This window comes from Streptomyces kronopolitis, assembly GCF_014646275.1.
In the GTDB taxonomy this organism is placed as follows: domain Bacteria; phylum Actinomycetota; class Actinomycetes; order Streptomycetales; family Streptomycetaceae; genus Streptomyces; species Streptomyces kronopolitis.
The window spans coordinates 89,474-106,848 of sequence record NZ_BMND01000025.1; the positions used below are offsets into that span (position 1 = coordinate 89,474).

The window sequence follows — 17,375 nt, forward strand, 5'->3', positions numbered from 1 at the left end:
GACGGTGCGATAACCCACAGTAACTCTAGAGCGCAGGGTGATCGTCTTGTTACTTTCCGTATGCGAGGTCGTGACCACGGCACCGCGGCATTCGGAGGGGAACATGCGACGCATCAGCACCAGGATCGGCATGCTCGCGGCGGCGGCGCTGCTGGCCGTCACCGCGGCCGGGCCCGCCCGGGGGGAGCAGTCGCGCGACACCACCCCGCGCACCGGCACCGACTCCGCGGCCTACTTCGTGATGACCGACGTCACCCGCGCCGAGTTCGTCATCAAGCTCACCGACCCCCGCAAGATCCAGCACGCCCGGGAGCTGCTGAGCGGGGCGACCAGGTCGGAGCCGCATGTCATCGGCCGGATCGAGAAGCGCCCCGCCCCGTACAACGGGCGCTGGAGCTTCCATCTCCGCCCGGAGACCATCGACTTCTTCGACTTCGCCATCGAGGTGTGCGACGCCACCACGCCCTATGTCGAGGACCATCTGGACGAGGCCGGCGGCCCGTTCCTGCCCGGGCTGATCTGGTGCCCGTGGAGTTCGACGCTGGTGCGGGAGGTCCCCCAGCCGTAAGGCCCCCGGTCCGGGCCGCCGGCCTGCCCCGCCCGAGGCTCCCGGGCGGGCCCCCGCCGGGGCGGCGGCCCTCATCCTCCCGGAGTCACCAGCCGCGCCTCGTAGGCGAACACCGCCGCCTGGGTACGGTCCCGCAGCCCCAGCTTCACCAGGATGCGGCTGACGTGCGTCTTCACCGTGGACTCGGCGACGACCAGATGCTCGGCGATCTCACCGTTCGACAGGCCCTGGGCGACCAGCACCAGCACCTCCGTCTCCCGTTCCGTCAGATCGGCGATGCGTTCCTGGGCCGGGGCGCGCGGGGTGCCCAGCCGGGAGAACTCCGAGATCAGCCGCTTGGTGACGGTGGGGGCGAGCAGCGCCTCGCCGGAGGCGACGATCCGCACGCCGTCGGCGAGCTGTCCGGCCGAGGCGTCCTTGAGCAGGAAGCCGCTCGCCCCGGAGCGCAGCGCCTGGTAGACGTACTCGTCCAGATCGAAGGTGGTCAGCACGAGCACCTTGGCGTCCGCGTCGGCGGCCACGATCTCGCGGGTCGCCTCCAGGCCGTTCATCTCCGGCATCCGGATGTCCATCAGGACGACGTCGGGCCGCAGCACCGCGACCTTCTGCACCGCCTGGCGGCCGTCGACGGCCTCGCCGACGACCTCGATGTCCGGCATCGCGTTGAGCAGGACGGAGAAGCCCTCACGGACCATCACCTGATCGTCGACGATCAGTACGCGGATCATGCCTGCTTTCCCCCTGCCGCGGCCTCGCCGGCCGCACTCCCCACCGGAATGAACGCCGCGACCTCGAAGCCGCCGTCCTCGGTGTGGTCGGCGGTCATCTCACCGCCCAGCATTTGTACCCGCTCGCGCATGCCCAGCACACCGTGCCCCGCCCCCGGGGACGGTTTGGCCAGGCGGCTGGGCCGGCCGTTGACGATCCGCAGACCGATGCCGCCCAGGACGTAGGAGATCTCCACCCGGGCATCGGCGCCCGGCGAGTGCCGCAGCGCGTTGCTCAGCCCCTCCTGCACGATCCGGTACGCGGACAGCTCCACACCCTGCGGCAGCGGCCGGGCCGAGCCGGTGATCACGGCCTCGACTTCCAGCCCGGCGCCGCGCACGCTGTCCAGCAGCGAATCGAGGGTGGCGAGCGTGGGCTGCGGGGCTTCCGGGTCGCTCTCCGCGAAGGCGTCCGGATCCGCCGAGCGGACCACTCCCAGGATGCGGCGCAGTTCGGTCAGCGCGGCGACGGCGTTCTCCCGGATCGTCGCGAAGGACGTGGCCAGCTCGGGCGGGGTGTCCGCCACCCGGTACGGGGCGGCCTCGGCCTGGATGGCGATCACGGACATGTGGTGGGCGACCACGTCGTGCAGCTCACGAGCGATCAGCGCACGCTCCTCCAGCAGCGTGCGCCGGGAGCGCTCCTCGGCGGTGACGGTCCGGGTCTCGACGACCTGCCGGCGCTCCTCGCGCCAGGCGCGGATCGCGGCGGCGGAGACCAGCACCACACCGGAGAAGACCGCCACCGGCGGCAGATCGCCGGAGCCGCTGCCGAGGAGCACCGAGAGCACCCCCGCCGCACCGAAGGTGACCAGCCACATCTCCCCCGCGAGCCGCGGACGGGTGCGCAGCACCACCAGGGCCATCACCACGATGTGGGTGGGGAAGGCGCTGCCCACGAGGGGGCTGGTGCCGTACGCGGGGGCGAAGGCGTCCGCGCACACGGACAGCAGGAACGCGCCCAGCGACAGCCAGAAGGCACCCACCGGGCGGAAGAGGGTGAGCACCGGCGGAAGCGCGACCAGCAGGCTGAAGCCACCGACGACCAGGTCACGCAGCGGATTCGACAAGGAGCTGTCGGCGAAGGTGGCCAGGAAGACACACGCCGAGAAGAAGCCCACGGCGAGGTGCGGCAGCCAGCGCGCCCAGTGCCGCAGCCGCTTCGGCACCAACCGGGGCACCTTGGCGCCCTCCAGCGGCGGCATCGGAAGGAAGGCGAAGGCGTCGACGAACAGGTCCTGGCGCAGCCGGTGCAGCGCGCCGCGGGCTATCCGGGCTTCCGAGCGCAGGGTGCCCTGCGTCTGGGTGGTGTCATTCACGCTGACAACGGTAAGCAACCGCGCGCCGCCGGGCGTCCTCACCAGTGGGGATCTGTGGGCGTCCGCCTCAGGTACTAGACGGCCGACATCAGGAGCCGGATCAGTGCGTCACAGCTGGGGCTGCCGGGGGTGACGGGGGCGTAGTGACCGACGCCGGGCAGCTCGCGCAGCACGGTGGTGGCCGGGCCGCGGGCGGCGTAGCGGCGGGAGAGCTCCAGCGGGACGTCCGGGTCGTCGGTGCCGTGCAGGAGGGTGACCGGGACGCCGGCGGGCGGCCGGTGCGCCGGGTCGGCCGCGGCGAGGCGGGCCGGGAAGCCGGGCCCGTCGCCGAGGAGTTCGGCGACCGCCCCACAGCTCAGCCCCAGCGCGTGCGCGCGGGCGAGGTCGGCGACCGGGGAGACGGCCAGCACCCGGGCCACGGGGGTGTCCGGGCGGGCGGCGGCGAGCAGCGCGAGATGGCCGCCCGCGGAGTGGCCGACCAGCACGGGCGACGGGTCGGGCGACTCCGGCGCCAGGGCCGCGCAGGCCGCGTCGATGCCCGCCGCGACGTCCTCGAACGTCTGCGGCGCCCCGCCGCCCGCCCCGACCCTGCGGTACTCCGCGAGCGCGACCGGCAGCCCCCGCCCGGCCAGCTCCGCGGCGAGCGGCGACAGATGGCGGCGGTCGTAGGCCGCGCGCCAGAATCCGCCGTGCAGCAGGACGACCACCGGACCGCGGGCCGTCGCGGGCGCTCCCTCGCCCGGCCGCGGCAGATACAGATCGACGAGCTGGTCCGGATGCGGCCCGTAGGCCACCGTCCGGTCCGGCGCCACCGGGGCCAGCCCCAGCAGCGCCGCCTCCTCGTCCGCGACCGTCACCCGCCGTCCCCCGACGACACCTCGGGCAGCGCCCGCAGCACCTCGCCCAGCACCCGGGCCGCCCGCTCGGCGTCCGCGAAGGAGGTGTAGAGCGGGGTGAAGCCGAAGCGCAGCACGTCCGGCGGGCGGAAGTCGCCGACCACCCCGCGCCGGATCAGCTCGTCCATCACCTGGCCGGCGACGGGTATCTCGCCCTGCCCGAACGACGAGCCGAGCGCGGGCGCGCAGGCCAGCGACACCTGGCTGCCGCGCCGCTCGTGCGCCGACGGCGTCAGGGAGCGGACCCGGCCCGGCGGCACACAGGCCTGCACGCACTCCAGGAAGAAGTCGGTCAGCGCCAGGCTCTTGGTGCGCACCGCCTCGATGGACACCCCGTCCCAGGCCTCCAGCGCCGCCTCCAGCGCGAGCAGCGAGAGGATGTCGGGGGTGCCGACCCGGCCGCGCGCGATGCCGTCGGCGGGGGTGTGGTCCGGGTCCATCGCGAACGGGTCGGCGTGGGAGTTCCAGCCCGGCAGCGGCGATTCGAACCGGTCCTGGAGGCTCTCGCGGATGTAGAGGTAGGCGGGCGAACCCGGCCCGCCGTTGAGGTACTTGTACGTGCAGCCGACGGCGAGATCGACGTGGTGCGCGTCGAGGCCGACCGGCAGCGCGCCGGCGCTGTGGCACAGGTCCCAGACGGCGAGCGCGCCCGCGGAGTGCAGCGCGTGGGTGATGCCCGGCAGGTCGTTGAGCCGGCCGGTGCGGTAGTCGACGTGGTTGACCAGCGCCAGCGCGGTGCGCTCGGTGACCTCGTCGGCGATCCGCGCGGGCTCGACCGGACGCACCGCGAGACCGGTCATCCGGGCCGCGGACCGGGCGATGTAGCCGTCGGTGGGGAAGGTCGTGGCGTCGACGAGGATCTCCGTGCAGCCCTTCCCGGCCATCCGGACGCCGCCGACCACGGCCTTGAAGATGTTGACGCTGGTGGAGTCGCCGACCACCACCCGGCCCGGTCCGGCCCCGATCAGCGGCGCGATCTTGTCGCCGATCCGCTCCGGCGCGGTCCACCAGCCCGACTCGCTCCACGAGCGGATGCGCAGCTCACCCCACTCGCGGGCGATGACATCGGCGAGGCGGTCGGGCACCGCGCGGGGCAGCGCGCCGAGGGAGTTGCCGTCGAGGTAGACGGCGGCGCCGCCGGACGTTTCGTCCGGCGGGGCGTCCAGGACGAAGCGGCCGCGGACCGCGGCCAGCGGGTCGGCCTTGTCCAACTCCCGTGCGCGGGCGGTGAGTTCACCCTCCGCGGGGGGCCCGGGCCCGGCCGCGCCGGCGGGGAATCCTGGGGTCTCAGACATGACTGCGCGCCGTCCACAGCTCGGGGAAGACATTCTTGCGGGCTCGCTTCTCCAGCCAGGCCACCCCCGCGGAGCCGCCGGTGCCCATCTTGGCGCCCATGGCCCGCCGGGTCGCGACCAGATGGTCGTTGCGCCATCGCCAGACCAGCTCGGCGACATCGGTCAGCGCCTCACCCAGCAGGACGAGGTCCGACTCCTGTGGACCGGCGTAGATCTCGGCCCAGACGGCCTCGACGGCCGGATCCGGTTCGTAGCGCAGCGCCGGGTCCCGCCGCAGCACGGCCTCCGGTATCGCATGGCCGCGGCGGGCCAGCAGCCGCAGCACCTCGTCCCACAGGCTCGGCTCCTGGAGGGCCTTCTCCAGCTCGGCACGCTCCCGGGGCGCGCCGCGGTGCGGCACCAGCATGGAGGCGGACTTCTCGCCGAGCAGGAACTCCAGCCGCCGGTACATCGCCGACTGGAACCCGGACCCCTCGCCGAGCGCGCTGCGGTAGGCGTTGAACTGCGCCGGGGTCAGCCGGGCCAGCGGCTTCCAGGCGGCGTTCAGCGCCTCCAGCTCATAGGCGGAGCGGCGCAGCGCGTCCCGTACCACCGTCAGGTCGTCGCGGCGCAGCGCCTCGGCCGCGGTGCGCCACTCATGGACGATGACCGTGAACCACAGCTCCATGACCTGGGTGGTGACCAGGAAGACCATCTCGCCGGGGTCGTCGGAGAGCGGGTGCTGGAGGTGGGTGAGGACGTCCGCCTGGACATAGTCCTCGTACGGGGTGGTGCCGCGGGAGCCGATGCTGAGATCGGGGGCGAACGGCGGCTCGGGCTCGGCGTCGGCCGGTACGGCGCCGGCAGGAACACCGGGACCGTCGGGTCCGCCGGGGACGGTCACCACGCGGTCCGCGGGATCTGTGGGAGACGGCTGCGACATGAGGGACTCCTCAGGTGCGAACTACCGGGTAGCGGTCCGCCCCTTCCTCGTCGGCTCGGGAGCCCCGGTCCCCTCGGGCTCGGGATGGCCCGGCCCACTGAAATCATCGGTGCTGGACAGCGACCGCGCAAGGGCCGGCCGCGATCATGCGGCCGGCCCTCGCTCGTGCCCTGTCTCCCGTCGGCGGGCCGCCCCTCAAAGGGGCGCCGGCCGTCAGGTGAGGGTGTCGGCCGCGGTCGGCGACGACTCCCGCAGGAAGGTCGAGCAGCGCGCGTACTCCTCCTGCTCGCCGATCGACCCGGCGGCCCGGGCGAGGGCGTGCAGCGCCCGCAGGAAGCCGCGGTTGGGCTCGTGCTCGAACGGCACCGGGCCGTGGCCCTTCCAGCCGGCCCGGCGCAGCGCGTCCAGGCCGCGGTGGTAGCCGGTGCGGGCGTAGGCGTACGACTCGACGACCCGGCCGCCCTCGAACGCGTCGTCCGCCAGCTGCGCCCAGGCCAGGGAAGAGGCCGGGTACTTCGCGGCGACGTCGGACGGCGCCGTGCCCGCGGCGAGCAGCTCGCGGGGCTCGGGGTCGTCGGGCAGATGGGTCGGGGGCGGTCCCCCGAGGAGGTTCTCGTGAATGGCCATGCGTCCCAGTCTGCCTGGTCGCGGGGGCCGGGTGGGACCGGCCGGGACCGGACCGGGGGCCTCGCGGCGGCCATCGGCCCGCTCATCCGCCCTCCGGCGCCGCCCCGCCGCCCCGCGGCGGCTGCGCCTCCCGCACCCGTATCCCGCCCGGATCGAGCGGCGGGGCGCCCACCCCGCAGTGGAAGGTGCACTCCGGGTGGCACCGCTCCGCCAGGGCCGGCTCGGCGGCCTGCGCCACCGGGGTACGCACCGTCAGCCAGGCGATCAGCGCACCCACCACCAGGATCCCCGCGCACAGCGGCATCGCCCGCCGGAAGGCCGCCCCGAACTGGTCCGCCGAGCGGTAGGCCTCCGGGCCGATGCCCGCCAGCAGCGGCAGCGCCGCGACCGCCACCAGGCTCGCCGCCCGGGCCGCCGCGTTGTTGATGCCGCTGGCCAGGCCCGCCCGGTCCACGTCCACCGACGCCAGCACCGTCGAGGTGAGCGGCGCGACCAGCGTCACCATGCCCGCGCCCAGCACCACCAGCGCGGGCAGCACATCCGTGAGGTACGAGGAGCCCCGGTCCGCCCGCGTCATCAGCAGCATCCCCGCGGCGCACAGCAGCGGCCCGACGGTCAGCGGGATCCGCGGCCCGATGCGCTGCGCCAGCGCCCCCGAGCGGGCGGACAGCAGCAGCATCAGCACGGTGGTGGGCAGCAGCGCGGTGCCGGCCTGCAGCGCCGAATAGCCCACCACGACCTGGAGCTGGAGCACGGACAGGAAGAAGAAGCCGCCGAACGCGGCGTAGACGCACAGGGTCACCACGTTGACGGCGGAGAACTGCCGGATGGTGAAGATGGCCGGCGGCAGCATCGGGTCCGGGCGCCGCCGTTCGACCCGGACGAAGACCACCCCGAGCAGCACGCCGAGGACCGCGGGCAGGATCACGCCCACCGACGCGCCCCCGGCCGGCGCGGCGATCAGCGCATAGGTCACCCCGGCCAGCGCCAGCGCCCCGAGCACCGCCCCCGGCACGTCGAACCCGCGGCGCTCGCGGGCGTCCCGCTCCCGGGTCTCGGGCACGTGCCGCAGCGCCACCGGCACACACACCGCGGCCAGCGGCACGTTCAGGAAGAACACCCAGCGCCAGCCCGCGCCGTCCACCAGCCAGCCGCCGATGAACGGGCCGACGGCCGCGGCCACCCCGCCGAGCCCGGACCAGGCGCCGACCGCCCGCGCCCGGTCGTCCGGGTGGTAGACAGCCTGGATCAGCGCCAGCGAACCGGGGGTGAGCAGCGCACCGCCGACGCCCTGCAGCGCCCGGGCCGTGATCAGCACCCCGGCGTTCGGCGCGAGCCCGCACAGCAGCGAGGCCGCGGCGAACCACACCACACCGATCACGAACACCCGGCGCCGGCCGAACCGGTCGCCGAGCGCGCCGCCCAGCAGGATCAGCGAGGAGAGGGTGAGCATGTAGGCGGTGATCGTCCACTGGAGCACGGCCAGATCGGCGTTGAGGTCCTCGCCGATCCTGGGCAGGGCGACATTGACGACGGTGCTGTCGAGCATCGCCATCCCGGATCCCAGCACGGCGGTCGCCAGCACCCACCGGCCCTGAGCCGAGGTCAGCCGGACGCCACCGGGGGCCGCGGACTCCTGCCGTTCACTCATACCGCGAGCTTGCCCGCCGATCCGGCGGTCTGCACGGCGAAGGCCCCGCATCTCACCAGGAGATGCGGGGCCCTCGAACCCGTAAGGGTCGGACCACCCGGACTACTTGATCTTGGTGCCGGCCGAGCGCAGATGGGTGCAGGCCTCGGTGACGCGCTTGGCCATGCCGGCCTCGGCCAGCTTGCCCCAGCTGCGCGGGTCGTAGGTCTTCTTGTTGCCGACCTCGCCGTCGACCTTCAGCACGCCGTCGTAGTTGCGGAACATGTGGTCCGCGACCGGGCGGGTAAAGGCGTACTGGGTGTCGGTGTCGAGGTTCATCTTGACCACGCCGTTCTCCAGCGCGGTGGCGATCTCCTGCTTGGTGGAGCCGGAGCCGCCGTGGAAGACGAAGTCGAACGGGGCGGACGTGCCGTACTTGGCGCCCACGCCCTCCTGGAGGTCCTTCAGCAGCTCGGGGCGGAGCACGACGTTGCCCGGCTTGTACACGCCGTGGACGTTGCCGAAGGAGGCGGCGAGCAGGTAGCGGCCCTTCTCGCCCAGGCCCAGCGCCTCGGCGGTGCGCAGCGCGTCGTCGACCGTGGTGTAGAGCTCGTCGTTGATCTCGTGGGTGACGCCGTCCTCCTCGCCGCCGGTCGGGGTGATCTCGACCTCAAGGATGATCTTGGCGGCGGCGGCCTTGGCGAGCAGCTCCTGGCCGATGGCCAGGTTGTCGGCCAGGTTCTCGGCCGAGCCGTCCCACATGTGGGACTGGAAGAGCGGGTTCTGCCCCTTGGCCACGCGCTCCGCGGAGATGTCCAGCAGCGGGCGGACGTAGCCGTCGAGCTTGTCCTTGGGGCAGTGGTCGGTGTGCAGCGCGACGGTGACGTCGTACTTCTCGGCCACGACGTGCGCGAACTCGGCGAGTGCGACCGCGCCGGTCACCATGTCCTTCTTGTACTGGCCGCCCAGGAACTCCGCACCACCGGTGGAGATCTGGATGATGCCGTCGCTCTCGGCCTCGGCGAAGCCACGCAGCGCGGCGTGCAGCGTCTGCGTCGACGTGACGTTGATGGCCGGGTAGGCGAACTTTCCTGCCTTCGCCCGGTCCAGCATCTCGTTGTAGACCTCGGGGGTTGCGATGGGCATCTGTCCGCTCCTTGTGTGTGCGGGGTGTGCGTTCTTGGCCCTGACCAGGGGGCGAGGACTTCGCCGAAGCACATCTTCCCAGACAAGGCCGATCGGGCCGCATTGCCCGCCCGGCCGTCTCGCACAGTGGGCGGCCGGTTTCACGTGAAACCAGCCGCCCCTCGGCAAAGCCGCAGCTCAGAGTCGTGCCCGCGGCGGAGCGGGCCCGGCCGGACCTCAGCCCGGGCCCCGCCGGACCTCAGCCCAGGCCGAGATCACCGAGCTGGTAGCCAGTGAGGTAGGGCAGGCCGGCCTCGGCGATCGCCGACGCGGCTCCCCGGTCCACGATCGTCGCCACCGCGACGACCTCGGCGCCCGCCTCCCGCGCCGCCTCGACGGCGGTCAGCGGCGAGCCGCCGGTGGTGGAGGTGTCCTCGACGACCAGGACCCGGCGGCCGGTGATGTCCGGGCCCTCGATGCGGCGCTGCATGCCGTGCGCCTTCTGCGCCTTGCGGACGACGAAGGAGTCCAGCCGCCGGCCGCGCGCGGCCGAGGCGTGCAGCATCGACGTCGCGACCGGGTCGGCGCCGAGCGTGAGCCCGCCCACCGCGTCGTAGTCCAGCTCGGCGGTCAGGTCCAGCATCAGCTGCCCGACCAGCGGCGCGGCCTCGCCGTCCAGGGTGATCCGGCGCAGGTCGATGTAGTAGTCGGCCTCCTTGCCGGAGGAAAGCGTCACCTTGCCGTGCACCACGGCCTTGTCCTTGATCTGCTGCAGCAGCGCGCCGCGCACGTCGTCACTCATACGCATGAGCTTAGGCGCTGTCCCCGGACAGGCTCCGCCAGCTCCAGGTCATGGAGACCTCCAGCGGATCGATGGGGGTGACCAGGCGCGGCATGGTGTTGAGGCCGTTCGGCGGGCCGGACTGCGGCTCGACGCAGACCGCCGCCTCCTGCTCGTCGTAGACCACCACCCACTCCGCACGGCTGGCGACCGTCAGCTCCAACCGTCCCGGCCAGGTGAGCGTGGCCCGCACACCCTGCGGCATGCCGAAGCAGTCGTCCCAGGGGCCCGGCACCGGCGGGATCCGCCGGCCGGTGGGCAGGTGGTCAGCGCCCCGCTCCTCCTGCCACTCGGGCGCGAAATCGAGGCGGACGTCCTCACCCTCCCCCAGGTTCCGCAGGAACCAGGGGTGCCAGCCGGCCTGGGCGGGGAAGGAGTCGTCGATCGTCTCGATGCCCAGGGTGACGGTCAGCGAGCTGCCGTCCTCGGCCAGTTCGACGAGCTGGGTGACCCGGCCCGGATACGGCCAGGGGGCCGCCGGGTCGGTGAGTTCATAGGTGAAGACCGCCTCGGTGGCGCTCGAACGCGCCGTCCGCCAGCGGAGGTTGCGGCCGGTGCCGTGGATGGCGTGCGGCGCGGCGTTGAGCGGCATCTGGTGCAGTTCGCCGCCGCCCCGCGCCCCCTTGCCCGCGGCGACGCCGCTGCGGAACTGCCCGTGGTCGAGCCTGCCGCACCACGGAACCATCGGGAAGCAGCCGTAGTGGTCGCCCTGCCGCAGCAGCTCCGTGCCGCCGACGCGGAGGCCGGCGATCCGGCATCCGTTGTCCGGCCGGACGGTCACTTCGGCGTCTCCGGCGGCCAGCCGTACGCCCTCCGGCGTCCCGGTCCGCGCTGCGCCCTGCGTGGTGTTCTCGGTACTCACGCAGGCGACCCTAGCGCTGCCCGGCTACCTGGGGCGGGACGCCGCCCCCACCCGGCGACCGGCCGCCGCTCGGCGCGATCCGAATCCGAACGACGAACCCCAAGTCAGCGACGCCGGCGCAGCACCCGGCCGACGACCACGGCGGAGGCCAGCACGACCGCGGCGGCGGGCGCCGCCCAGCGCAGGGTCATGGAGGTGGCATGCGGTTCGGGCGCGGGCACCGGTGCGTAGCGGCCGCGCGGCGGGGCGTGGTCGACCTCCTCCGCGCTGCGCCCGATCATCGTCCGGCGGGCGTGCGCGGCCTCGGCGGGGGCGAGCCCGTCCTCGTCATGGCCGTACGCGTGCTCGGGCCGCTCCTCGTGCACGGCGTGGAAGGCCTCGTCCGCCTCGTCCGCGTCGAGATCCTCGTCGTCGGCGTCCTCGGCACCGGGCAGGCCGCCGGTGTCCGCCGTCCCGAGGGTGTCCTCCGCGCCGAGCGGGTCCCGGGACGGCGGCGGCACCTCGCTGCCGGACGCCCTGGACTGCCCCGCCGGCCGCTGCCGCAGGTCCTCCGTGAGGTTCGCCGCGAAGCGGTCCAGCAGCCGGCGGCCGGCCGCCTCCGCGGAGTGGCCGGTGGCCTCGGCCAGCCGGCCGTCGCTGTGCACCGTGCCGGAGCAGACCAGCCGCGTGCCGGGCCCGGGCTCGGTGGCCGGGAACAGCCGCAGGGTCAGCGACAGCACCGCCGCCCCGTCGCCGCGCGACTCGGCGCCCTTCGCCTCGACGGTCACCACGGCGGCCGCCCCGTCGTCACCGGGGGCGTCGTCCGCGGCGGCGACCGTCAGCGAGCCGCGATAGGTGATGGTGGAGCTTCCGATCCGCAGCCGCAGCCGTCCCTCCGCGCGCCCGGGGGCCGCGTCGGCATCGAGCTGGACTCCTGGGACACAGCGCGCCACCCGCTCGGGGCCGCTGAGCGCCTGCCGCACGGTCCCGACGGGAAACGGAACGTACACCTCATGCTCCATGACATGGGAGCCTACCCAGCACGCCCGGACCCGTGCCCGCCCACGCACGGTTTTCCGCGCACCGGCCCGCACCGGCGCCCCTCGCACCGCACCGGCCCGCACCCGCACACTCCCCGCACGACCGCCGACGCCGACCGCCGACCGCCGGACCCGGCGCCGACCCGTTCGGCACCCGGCGCCGCCCCGCTCAGCCGCGATAGCGCGGATGTATCAGCGTCGACGCCGGCAGCCCCGGGATGCGGTCGCGGGCCGCCCCGCGCCGGCCGGCCTCCAGTTCCTCAAGGCCAAGGCCCGCCAGCGGGGGCGCGTCGGGCGCCAGACCGAACCGCGGGCGGTGCCGCGCGGCCAGGAGGAAGCCCCAGTACCGGCCCCGCCCGGCCGAGGGCGCGGCGGCGGGCACCTCCGCGTCCACCAGCGGGAGGGGGCGCGACGCGCGGTCCGGACCCCCGTAGAAGGACGCGGGCCGGCCGGGCACGCGGTACGGCACGGTCGCCAGCCCCACGGAACGGAGGGTCGCGTCCACCGTCCAATACAGCCGCGCCCGTTCGACCGGCGGCCCGGCGTGCACCACGAGGCGCCCGTCACCGGCCAGCACCCGCGCGGCGAGACCGTAGAACTCCTGGGAGTAGAGCTTGGTGCTGGCGGCGATCCCTGGGTCGGGAAGGTCGGAGACGATGACGTCGTACGGGGCCGGCCGCCGGGCGCTCGTCCCCTGCTGCCGCAGCCATTCGAAGGCGTCCTCGGTCACCACCCGCACCCGGGGATCGGCGAGCGAGTGCCGGTTGAGCCGGGAGAGGCCCGGGTCGGTCCGCGCCAACCGCAGCACGCCCGGGTCGAGTTCGACGACGGTCACCGAACGGACCGCGCGGTAGCGCAGGATCTCGCGCACCGCGAGCCCGTCGCCGCCGCCGAGGACCAGCACCCGGCGGTGCGGACCGCCCGCCATCGCCGGATGCACCAGCGCTTCGTGGTAGCGGAACTCGGTCTCCGAGCTGACCCGCAGCCGGCCGTCCAGATACAGCGCCAGCGGCCCGCCAAAACCTTTCCTCCCCCGCCCGGCACCGGCTCCCTCGCCCGTGCCGCCGGTCATCACCACCTCCTGGATGCCGGTCTGCACCGCGACCCGCGCCGAGGAGCCGTACACCGCCTGCCGGGCGGCCCGTTCGAACGGCGTGGCCAGCACCATGCCCGCCGCCAGCAGCGCGAGGACCAGGGCGTTGACGCCGAGCAGCGCCCAGCGGGCACGGGCGGTCAGATCGCGGCGGAAGAGCCACAGCACCAGCACCGCCCCGGCCACCGCGTTGACGACACCGGTCAGCAGCGCGCCGGTCAACTGCCCGAAGCTCGGCAGCAGAAGGAAGGGGAAGGCCAGGCCGCCGACGAGCGCACCGACGTAGTCCGCGGCGAAGAGGTCGGCGACCGCACCGCCCGCGTCCTGCCGCCGCACCCGCTGGATCAGCGTCATCAGCAGCGGCACCTCGGCACCGATCAGGATGCCGATGGCCAGGGAGAAGCCGACGAGCGCGGAGCGGGTCTGGCCGAACCACGCGAAGCAGGCGTAGAGCGCCATCGCGGAAGCGCCGCCGACCAGTGCGAGGCCCGCCTCGACCGCGCCGAAGCCGACCGCCGCCCGGCAGCGCAGCCGCTTGGCGAGCAGCGCGCCCACCCCCATCGCGAACACCATGACCGACAGCACGACCGAGGCCTGGGTGACGGAGTCGCCCACCAAGTACGTGGCCAGCGCGACGAGTTCGAGTTCGTAGACCAGACCGCAGGCGGCGCAGACGAAGACGACGCCGAGGACGAGCAGTCGGCCGAGCCCGGCCCGCACGGGCAACCGGGCCGGCTCCAGGTCCTCCGGCGGCCCGACGACTCCGGTGGGAGCGGGCTCTGACGGGTCGATCATGCGTGAACGTTACGTGACGATTCGGTGCCCCTCCGTCACCCACACGGGTGCAGTCCGCGGACACCGCACGGCAGTGGGGACCGCGGTGGCGCACAGGGCACCGCGGGGGCGTTCTCGCCGTGCAGGCCGCGCACACCCCGCCCTTCGCGCCCCGCCGAAACTCCGCACCCCCGGCCCCTCACCCGCGCGCCCCTCGCCCCGCCCACGCCGCCGCCCGCTCCCGCCGACCGGACCGGTCACTTTCCGCCGGCTCCCGCGGGACCGCCGCGCCCGCCGTCCGCACGCCCACGCGGGTACGGGTGGCCACCAGGCGCCCCTCCTGCGGATACGCGTGCCAGGTCCGCCAGCGCACCTGCCCCTGCTGGCACTGCGCCAGCATCGCGGTGAAGGCGTGCGGCGAACCGGGGAACGTCCCGGCCAGACCGTGCGGATGCTCGGCCACCAGCGCGAGCAATTCCTGCGCCCGCCCGGCGAACGAGCCGCGCGAAAGGGTCTCCACATGGGCGGCGAATTCGTACTCCCAGTCCCCCAGCCGTTTCGCCACACCGAGCGGCAGCGGGGTGCTGCTGCCCGGCATACAGGCGACCGTTTCGGAGCACCTGCCGCGCTCCTGCTCCAGAAGCACCTGATGGGAAGCGCCGAGCAGCCGCAACTGGAGCTGTGCGCCATGGAGTTGAAGATCGAGTACGGCCAGCGCCGGCAGGGGTTCCCTGCCCAGCGCCCAGGCCAGGTCGGAGGCACGGGTATCGGTGTACGCCGCTGTCAAAGTGGTGAGCATGGGTCGGCTCCGCAAGCACGCAGTGGAATGGTGGGCCGGCCCGCCCGAGAAGGATCAGGAATGTACGACTGCCTGCCGGCTCGTGCCCACGTGGGATCGGAGAACGTGGGGGATTCTCTGATGAAGAGGGAATCATGAAAGCCCGGTCGCCCACAGCGCTTTTACCCATCTCCACCCGGCTTTACATCCGCGCGGGGGCCTTCCAGTTCAGTTGTTCAACACGCATACGTACGGCGGGTGTTGGGATTTCCCCCCGCACCCGCCGTGTGCATATGCGATGAGCAATGAGCCACCCGCATAATGCCGTGAAAAAACGGTACCCGTGAATCAGGAACTGCCGCCCCCGCCACCGCAGCCACCGCCGCCACCACAGCCACCGCCCCCGCAGGAATGGCCGCCGCCGCACCCGTGGTGCCCGCCGCCGTGGTGGCCGCCGCCGTGGTGCCCGTGATGCCCGCTGCCCGAGCCGTCGCCGGCGAGCCACCAGCCGCCCGAGGCGGAGCCGGCGGCCCTGCCGGAACCCCGCCCGCGCCCGGCGCCGCCCCGCGAGGCCAGGGCCACCAGCCCGATGACCACCGCGCAGATCACGAGAAACATCACGATTCCCATGTGCCTCACACTCCTTTCGCTCCCCCGAAGCGTGGGGCACCCCCACGCCCTGCGGGCACTGGGGGCGCATCCGCTCCGTCCGGCGCCCCGTGCGCCGCCCCGGCACCGTCCCGTGCCGGCGGCCGTCCTCGTCGACGGCCGTCACTGTCCTTCGTCCGGGGCTGATGCCCGAGCCACGCGGTCTCAAAGCACAGTTGAGGAACTCCAGAGGTTCGGCGCAGGATGGCCGGCATGGACCGACCGCTGCTCAACCGCCGCCTCGCCGAATTCGGCACCACGATCTTTGCCGAAATGTCGGCACTCGCCGTACGGACCGGCTCCATCAACCTCGGCCAGGGCTTTCCCGACGCCGACGGACCGGAGGAGGTCAGGGAGGCCGCGGTGCGCGCCCTGCGCGACGGCCGCGGCAACCAGTACCCGCCCGGCCCCGGCATCCCGGAGCTGCGCACCGCCGTCGCCGCCCACCAGGAGCGCTTCTACGGGCACCGCGGCCTGTCCTACGACCCCGACACCGAGGTGCTGGTCACCGCGGGCGCCACCGAGGCCATCGCGGCCACCCTGCTGGCGCTGCTGGAGCCGGACGACGAGGTCATCGCGCTGGAGCCGTACTACGACTCCTACGCCGCGTGCATCGCGATGGCGGGCGCCCGGCGCGTCCCGGTGACCCTGCGCCCGGACCCGGAGGCCGGCAGCTACCGCCTCGACCTCGACGAGCTGCGCGACGCCGTCACCGACCGCACCCGCCTGCTCCTCCTGAACACCCCGCACAACCCCACCGGCACGGTCCTGTCCGCCGGGGAACTCGCCGAGATCGCCCGCCTCGCCGTCGAGCGCGATCTCCTCGTCGTCACCGACGAGGTCTACGAGCACCTGGTGTTCGAGGGCGAGCACCTCCCCCTCGCGTCGTTCCCCGGCATGCGCGAACGCACCGTCACCATCAGCTCGGCCGGCAAGACGTTCTCCTTCACCGGCTGGAAGGTCGGCTGGGTCACCGCGCCCGCCGAGCTGGTCACCGCCGTGCGCGCGGCCAAGCAGTTCCTCACCTACGTCTCCGCCGGGCCCTTCCAGTACGCCGTCGCCGAGGCGCTCGCCCTGCCGGACAGCTACTACAGCGGACTGCGCGAGGACCTGCGCACCAAGCGCGACGTCCTGGCACGCGGGCTGTCCGACGCCGGCTTCCGCGTCTACGCCCCCTCCGGCACCTACTTCATCACCACCGACATCCGCCCCCTCGGCCACGACGACGGCTTCGCCTTCTGCCGCGCCCTGCCCGAGCGCGCCGGTGTCGTCGCCATCCCCAACGCCGTGTTCTACGACCACAAGGACGAGGGCGCGCCCTATGTGCGCTTCGCGTTCTGCAAGGGCGTGGACGTCCTGCGCGAGGCGGCCGACCGGCTGCAGAAGCTCTGAGCGCGAGCGCCGCACATGACGACGCGGGCCCCGGAGCGGAAAGCTCCGGGGCCCGCGCAGCCGCACTGCGGACGGGGCTCAGGCCTCGTCGTCGCCCGGCTTGTCGTCGGAGTCGCCTTCGATCTCGGCCTCCAGGCCGAGCTGCTCGACGATCCACTTGTCGAATTCGATCGAGGCGCGCACCCAGCTGACCGTGCTCGACACGAAGTGTTCGAGCGAGACACCGGTGCCGATCAGCATCGATGCCTCACCGATCAGACGGACCGTGCCGTCGTCATGGGTGTGGGTGTAGGCCTTGGGCCACAGCGTCCGGCGGTTCCAGTCGTCGATCGCCTCCAGCAGCTTCGACTTGTCGTCGATGCCGTGGGCACGGTCGTAGAACGTACGGACGGAGAAGATCTGCTGCTCCTCCTCGCCCCGGAACATGAAGTACGTGCGGAACTGCTCCCACGGGGCGGCGAGGTCACCCTCCTCGTCGACGACGTACTTCAGCTCCATCTGATCGAGGAGCTGCTTGACCAGGTCCTGGTCGGGCACGACGGGACCATCAGGCCCCGACGGCTGCGGTTCGGGCTGGCCCCCGAAATTCGGAATCGAGGACGGGTCGATGCTCACCGTGGAATTCCCTTCGTATGGTCCCTGCCATCCTCCCCCACATCCGCCCCGTACTGGCAACCCGGGACGAGACGGATACGGCGGAGGCAACGCTGCGGGCCGGCGCCCGCGGGCGCCGGCCGGTCCGGTCCTGCCGGTCGTGACGGCCCCGCGGGGCGGCGTGGCGGCGGACCCCGCCGGTGCGGCCCGGCGCCCGGGCCGGGG

Annotated in this window: 17 protein-coding genes; 2 read left to right on the forward strand and 15 right to left on the reverse strand. The window is 73.5% G+C overall.

Going from position 1 to position 17,375, the window contains the following annotated elements; translation table 11 throughout:
- Positions 1-103: 103 nt before the first annotated feature.
- The gene (locus IEY78_RS24355) at positions 104-568 is read left to right on the forward strand and encodes a BP74-related protein (protein ID WP_189101623.1); all 465 of its coding nucleotides are present in this window, start codon (positions 104-106) and stop codon (positions 566-568) included.
- A gap of 71 nt (positions 569-639) precedes the next feature.
- Here the strand turns inward: IEY78_RS24355 and IEY78_RS24360 are convergent, their stop codons facing one another.
- From IEY78_RS24360 to IEY78_RS24425, 14 genes are all read right to left on the reverse strand, one after another.
- A complete protein-coding gene (locus IEY78_RS24360; protein ID WP_189101625.1) occupies positions 640-1,296 on the reverse strand; it encodes a response regulator in 657 nt (218 codons plus the stop codon).
- Positions 1,293-2,654: a sensor histidine kinase gene (locus tag IEY78_RS24365; protein WP_373294235.1), complete on the reverse strand. Its 1,362-nt coding sequence runs from the start codon at positions 2,652-2,654 to the stop codon at positions 1,293-1,295. Before IEY78_RS24365 ends, IEY78_RS24360 begins: the two co-directional genes overlap by 4 nt.
- Positions 2,655-2,728: 74 nt before the next feature.
- Positions 2,729-3,511, reverse strand: a complete 783-nt coding sequence (locus tag IEY78_RS24370; protein WP_189101627.1) for an alpha/beta hydrolase — start codon at positions 3,509-3,511, stop codon at positions 2,729-2,731.
- Positions 3,508-4,845, reverse strand: coding sequence for a kynureninase (gene kynU, locus IEY78_RS24375; RefSeq protein WP_189101629.1), 1,338 nt, complete (start codon positions 4,843-4,845; stop codon positions 3,508-3,510). Before kynU ends, IEY78_RS24370 begins: the two co-directional genes overlap by 4 nt.
- On the reverse strand, positions 4,838-5,767 hold the full coding sequence (locus IEY78_RS24380; protein WP_189101631.1) for a tryptophan 2,3-dioxygenase family protein: 930 nt from the start codon (positions 5,765-5,767) through the stop codon (positions 4,838-4,840). Before IEY78_RS24380 ends, kynU begins: the two co-directional genes overlap by 8 nt.
- A gap of 213 nt (positions 5,768-5,980) precedes the next feature.
- A complete protein-coding gene (locus tag IEY78_RS24385; RefSeq protein ID WP_189101633.1) occupies positions 5,981-6,394 on the reverse strand; it encodes a DUF3151 domain-containing protein in 414 nt (137 codons plus the stop codon).
- Between the two features lie 82 nt (positions 6,395-6,476).
- Positions 6,477-8,045, reverse strand: a complete 1,569-nt coding sequence (locus IEY78_RS24390) for an MFS transporter (protein ID WP_189101635.1) — start codon at positions 8,043-8,045, stop codon at positions 6,477-6,479.
- A 102-nt stretch (positions 8,046-8,147) separates the two neighbouring features.
- On the reverse strand, positions 8,148-9,170 hold the full coding sequence (gene fbaA / locus IEY78_RS24395) for a class II fructose-bisphosphate aldolase (RefSeq protein ID WP_189101637.1): 1,023 nt from the start codon (positions 9,168-9,170) through the stop codon (positions 8,148-8,150).
- 238 nt (positions 9,171-9,408) lie between these two features.
- The gene (gene pyrE / locus IEY78_RS24400; protein WP_006604647.1) at positions 9,409-9,951 is read right to left on the reverse strand and encodes an orotate phosphoribosyltransferase; all 543 of its coding nucleotides are present in this window, start codon (positions 9,949-9,951) and stop codon (positions 9,409-9,411) included.
- A gap of 10 nt (positions 9,952-9,961) precedes the next feature.
- Positions 9,962-10,852: an aldose epimerase family protein gene (locus tag IEY78_RS24405; RefSeq protein WP_189101639.1), complete on the reverse strand. Its 891-nt coding sequence runs from the start codon at positions 10,850-10,852 to the stop codon at positions 9,962-9,964.
- 104 nt (positions 10,853-10,956) lie between these two features.
- Positions 10,957-11,853 carry an SRPBCC domain-containing protein gene (locus tag IEY78_RS24410; RefSeq protein WP_189101641.1) on the reverse strand — a complete coding sequence of 299 codons (897 nt, stop codon included), beginning with the start codon at positions 11,851-11,853 and terminating at the stop codon, positions 10,957-10,959.
- 187 nt (positions 11,854-12,040) lie between these two features.
- The gene (locus IEY78_RS24415) at positions 12,041-13,759 is read right to left on the reverse strand and encodes a polyamine aminopropyltransferase (protein WP_189101643.1); all 1,719 of its coding nucleotides are present in this window, start codon (positions 13,757-13,759) and stop codon (positions 12,041-12,043) included.
- A gap of 178 nt (positions 13,760-13,937) precedes the next feature.
- Positions 13,938-14,537 carry a DUF2617 family protein gene (locus IEY78_RS24420; protein ID WP_229700145.1) on the reverse strand — a complete coding sequence of 200 codons (600 nt, stop codon included), beginning with the start codon at positions 14,535-14,537 and terminating at the stop codon, positions 13,938-13,940.
- A 327-nt stretch (positions 14,538-14,864) separates the two neighbouring features.
- The gene (locus IEY78_RS24425) at positions 14,865-15,146 is read right to left on the reverse strand and encodes a hypothetical protein (RefSeq protein ID WP_189101645.1); all 282 of its coding nucleotides are present in this window, start codon (positions 15,144-15,146) and stop codon (positions 14,865-14,867) included.
- 231 nt (positions 15,147-15,377) lie between these two features.
- Here IEY78_RS24425 and IEY78_RS24430 point away from each other — a divergent pair, with 231 nt between their 5' ends.
- Positions 15,378-16,556: a pyridoxal phosphate-dependent aminotransferase gene (locus IEY78_RS24430; protein WP_189101646.1), complete on the forward strand. Its 1,179-nt coding sequence runs from the start codon at positions 15,378-15,380 to the stop codon at positions 16,554-16,556.
- Positions 16,557-16,634: 78 nt separating this feature from the next.
- Here the strand turns inward: IEY78_RS24430 and IEY78_RS24435 are convergent, their stop codons facing one another.
- Positions 16,635-17,171: a YbjN domain-containing protein gene (locus IEY78_RS24435; RefSeq protein ID WP_189101648.1), complete on the reverse strand. Its 537-nt coding sequence runs from the start codon at positions 17,169-17,171 to the stop codon at positions 16,635-16,637.
- Positions 17,172-17,375 lie beyond the last annotated feature (204 nt).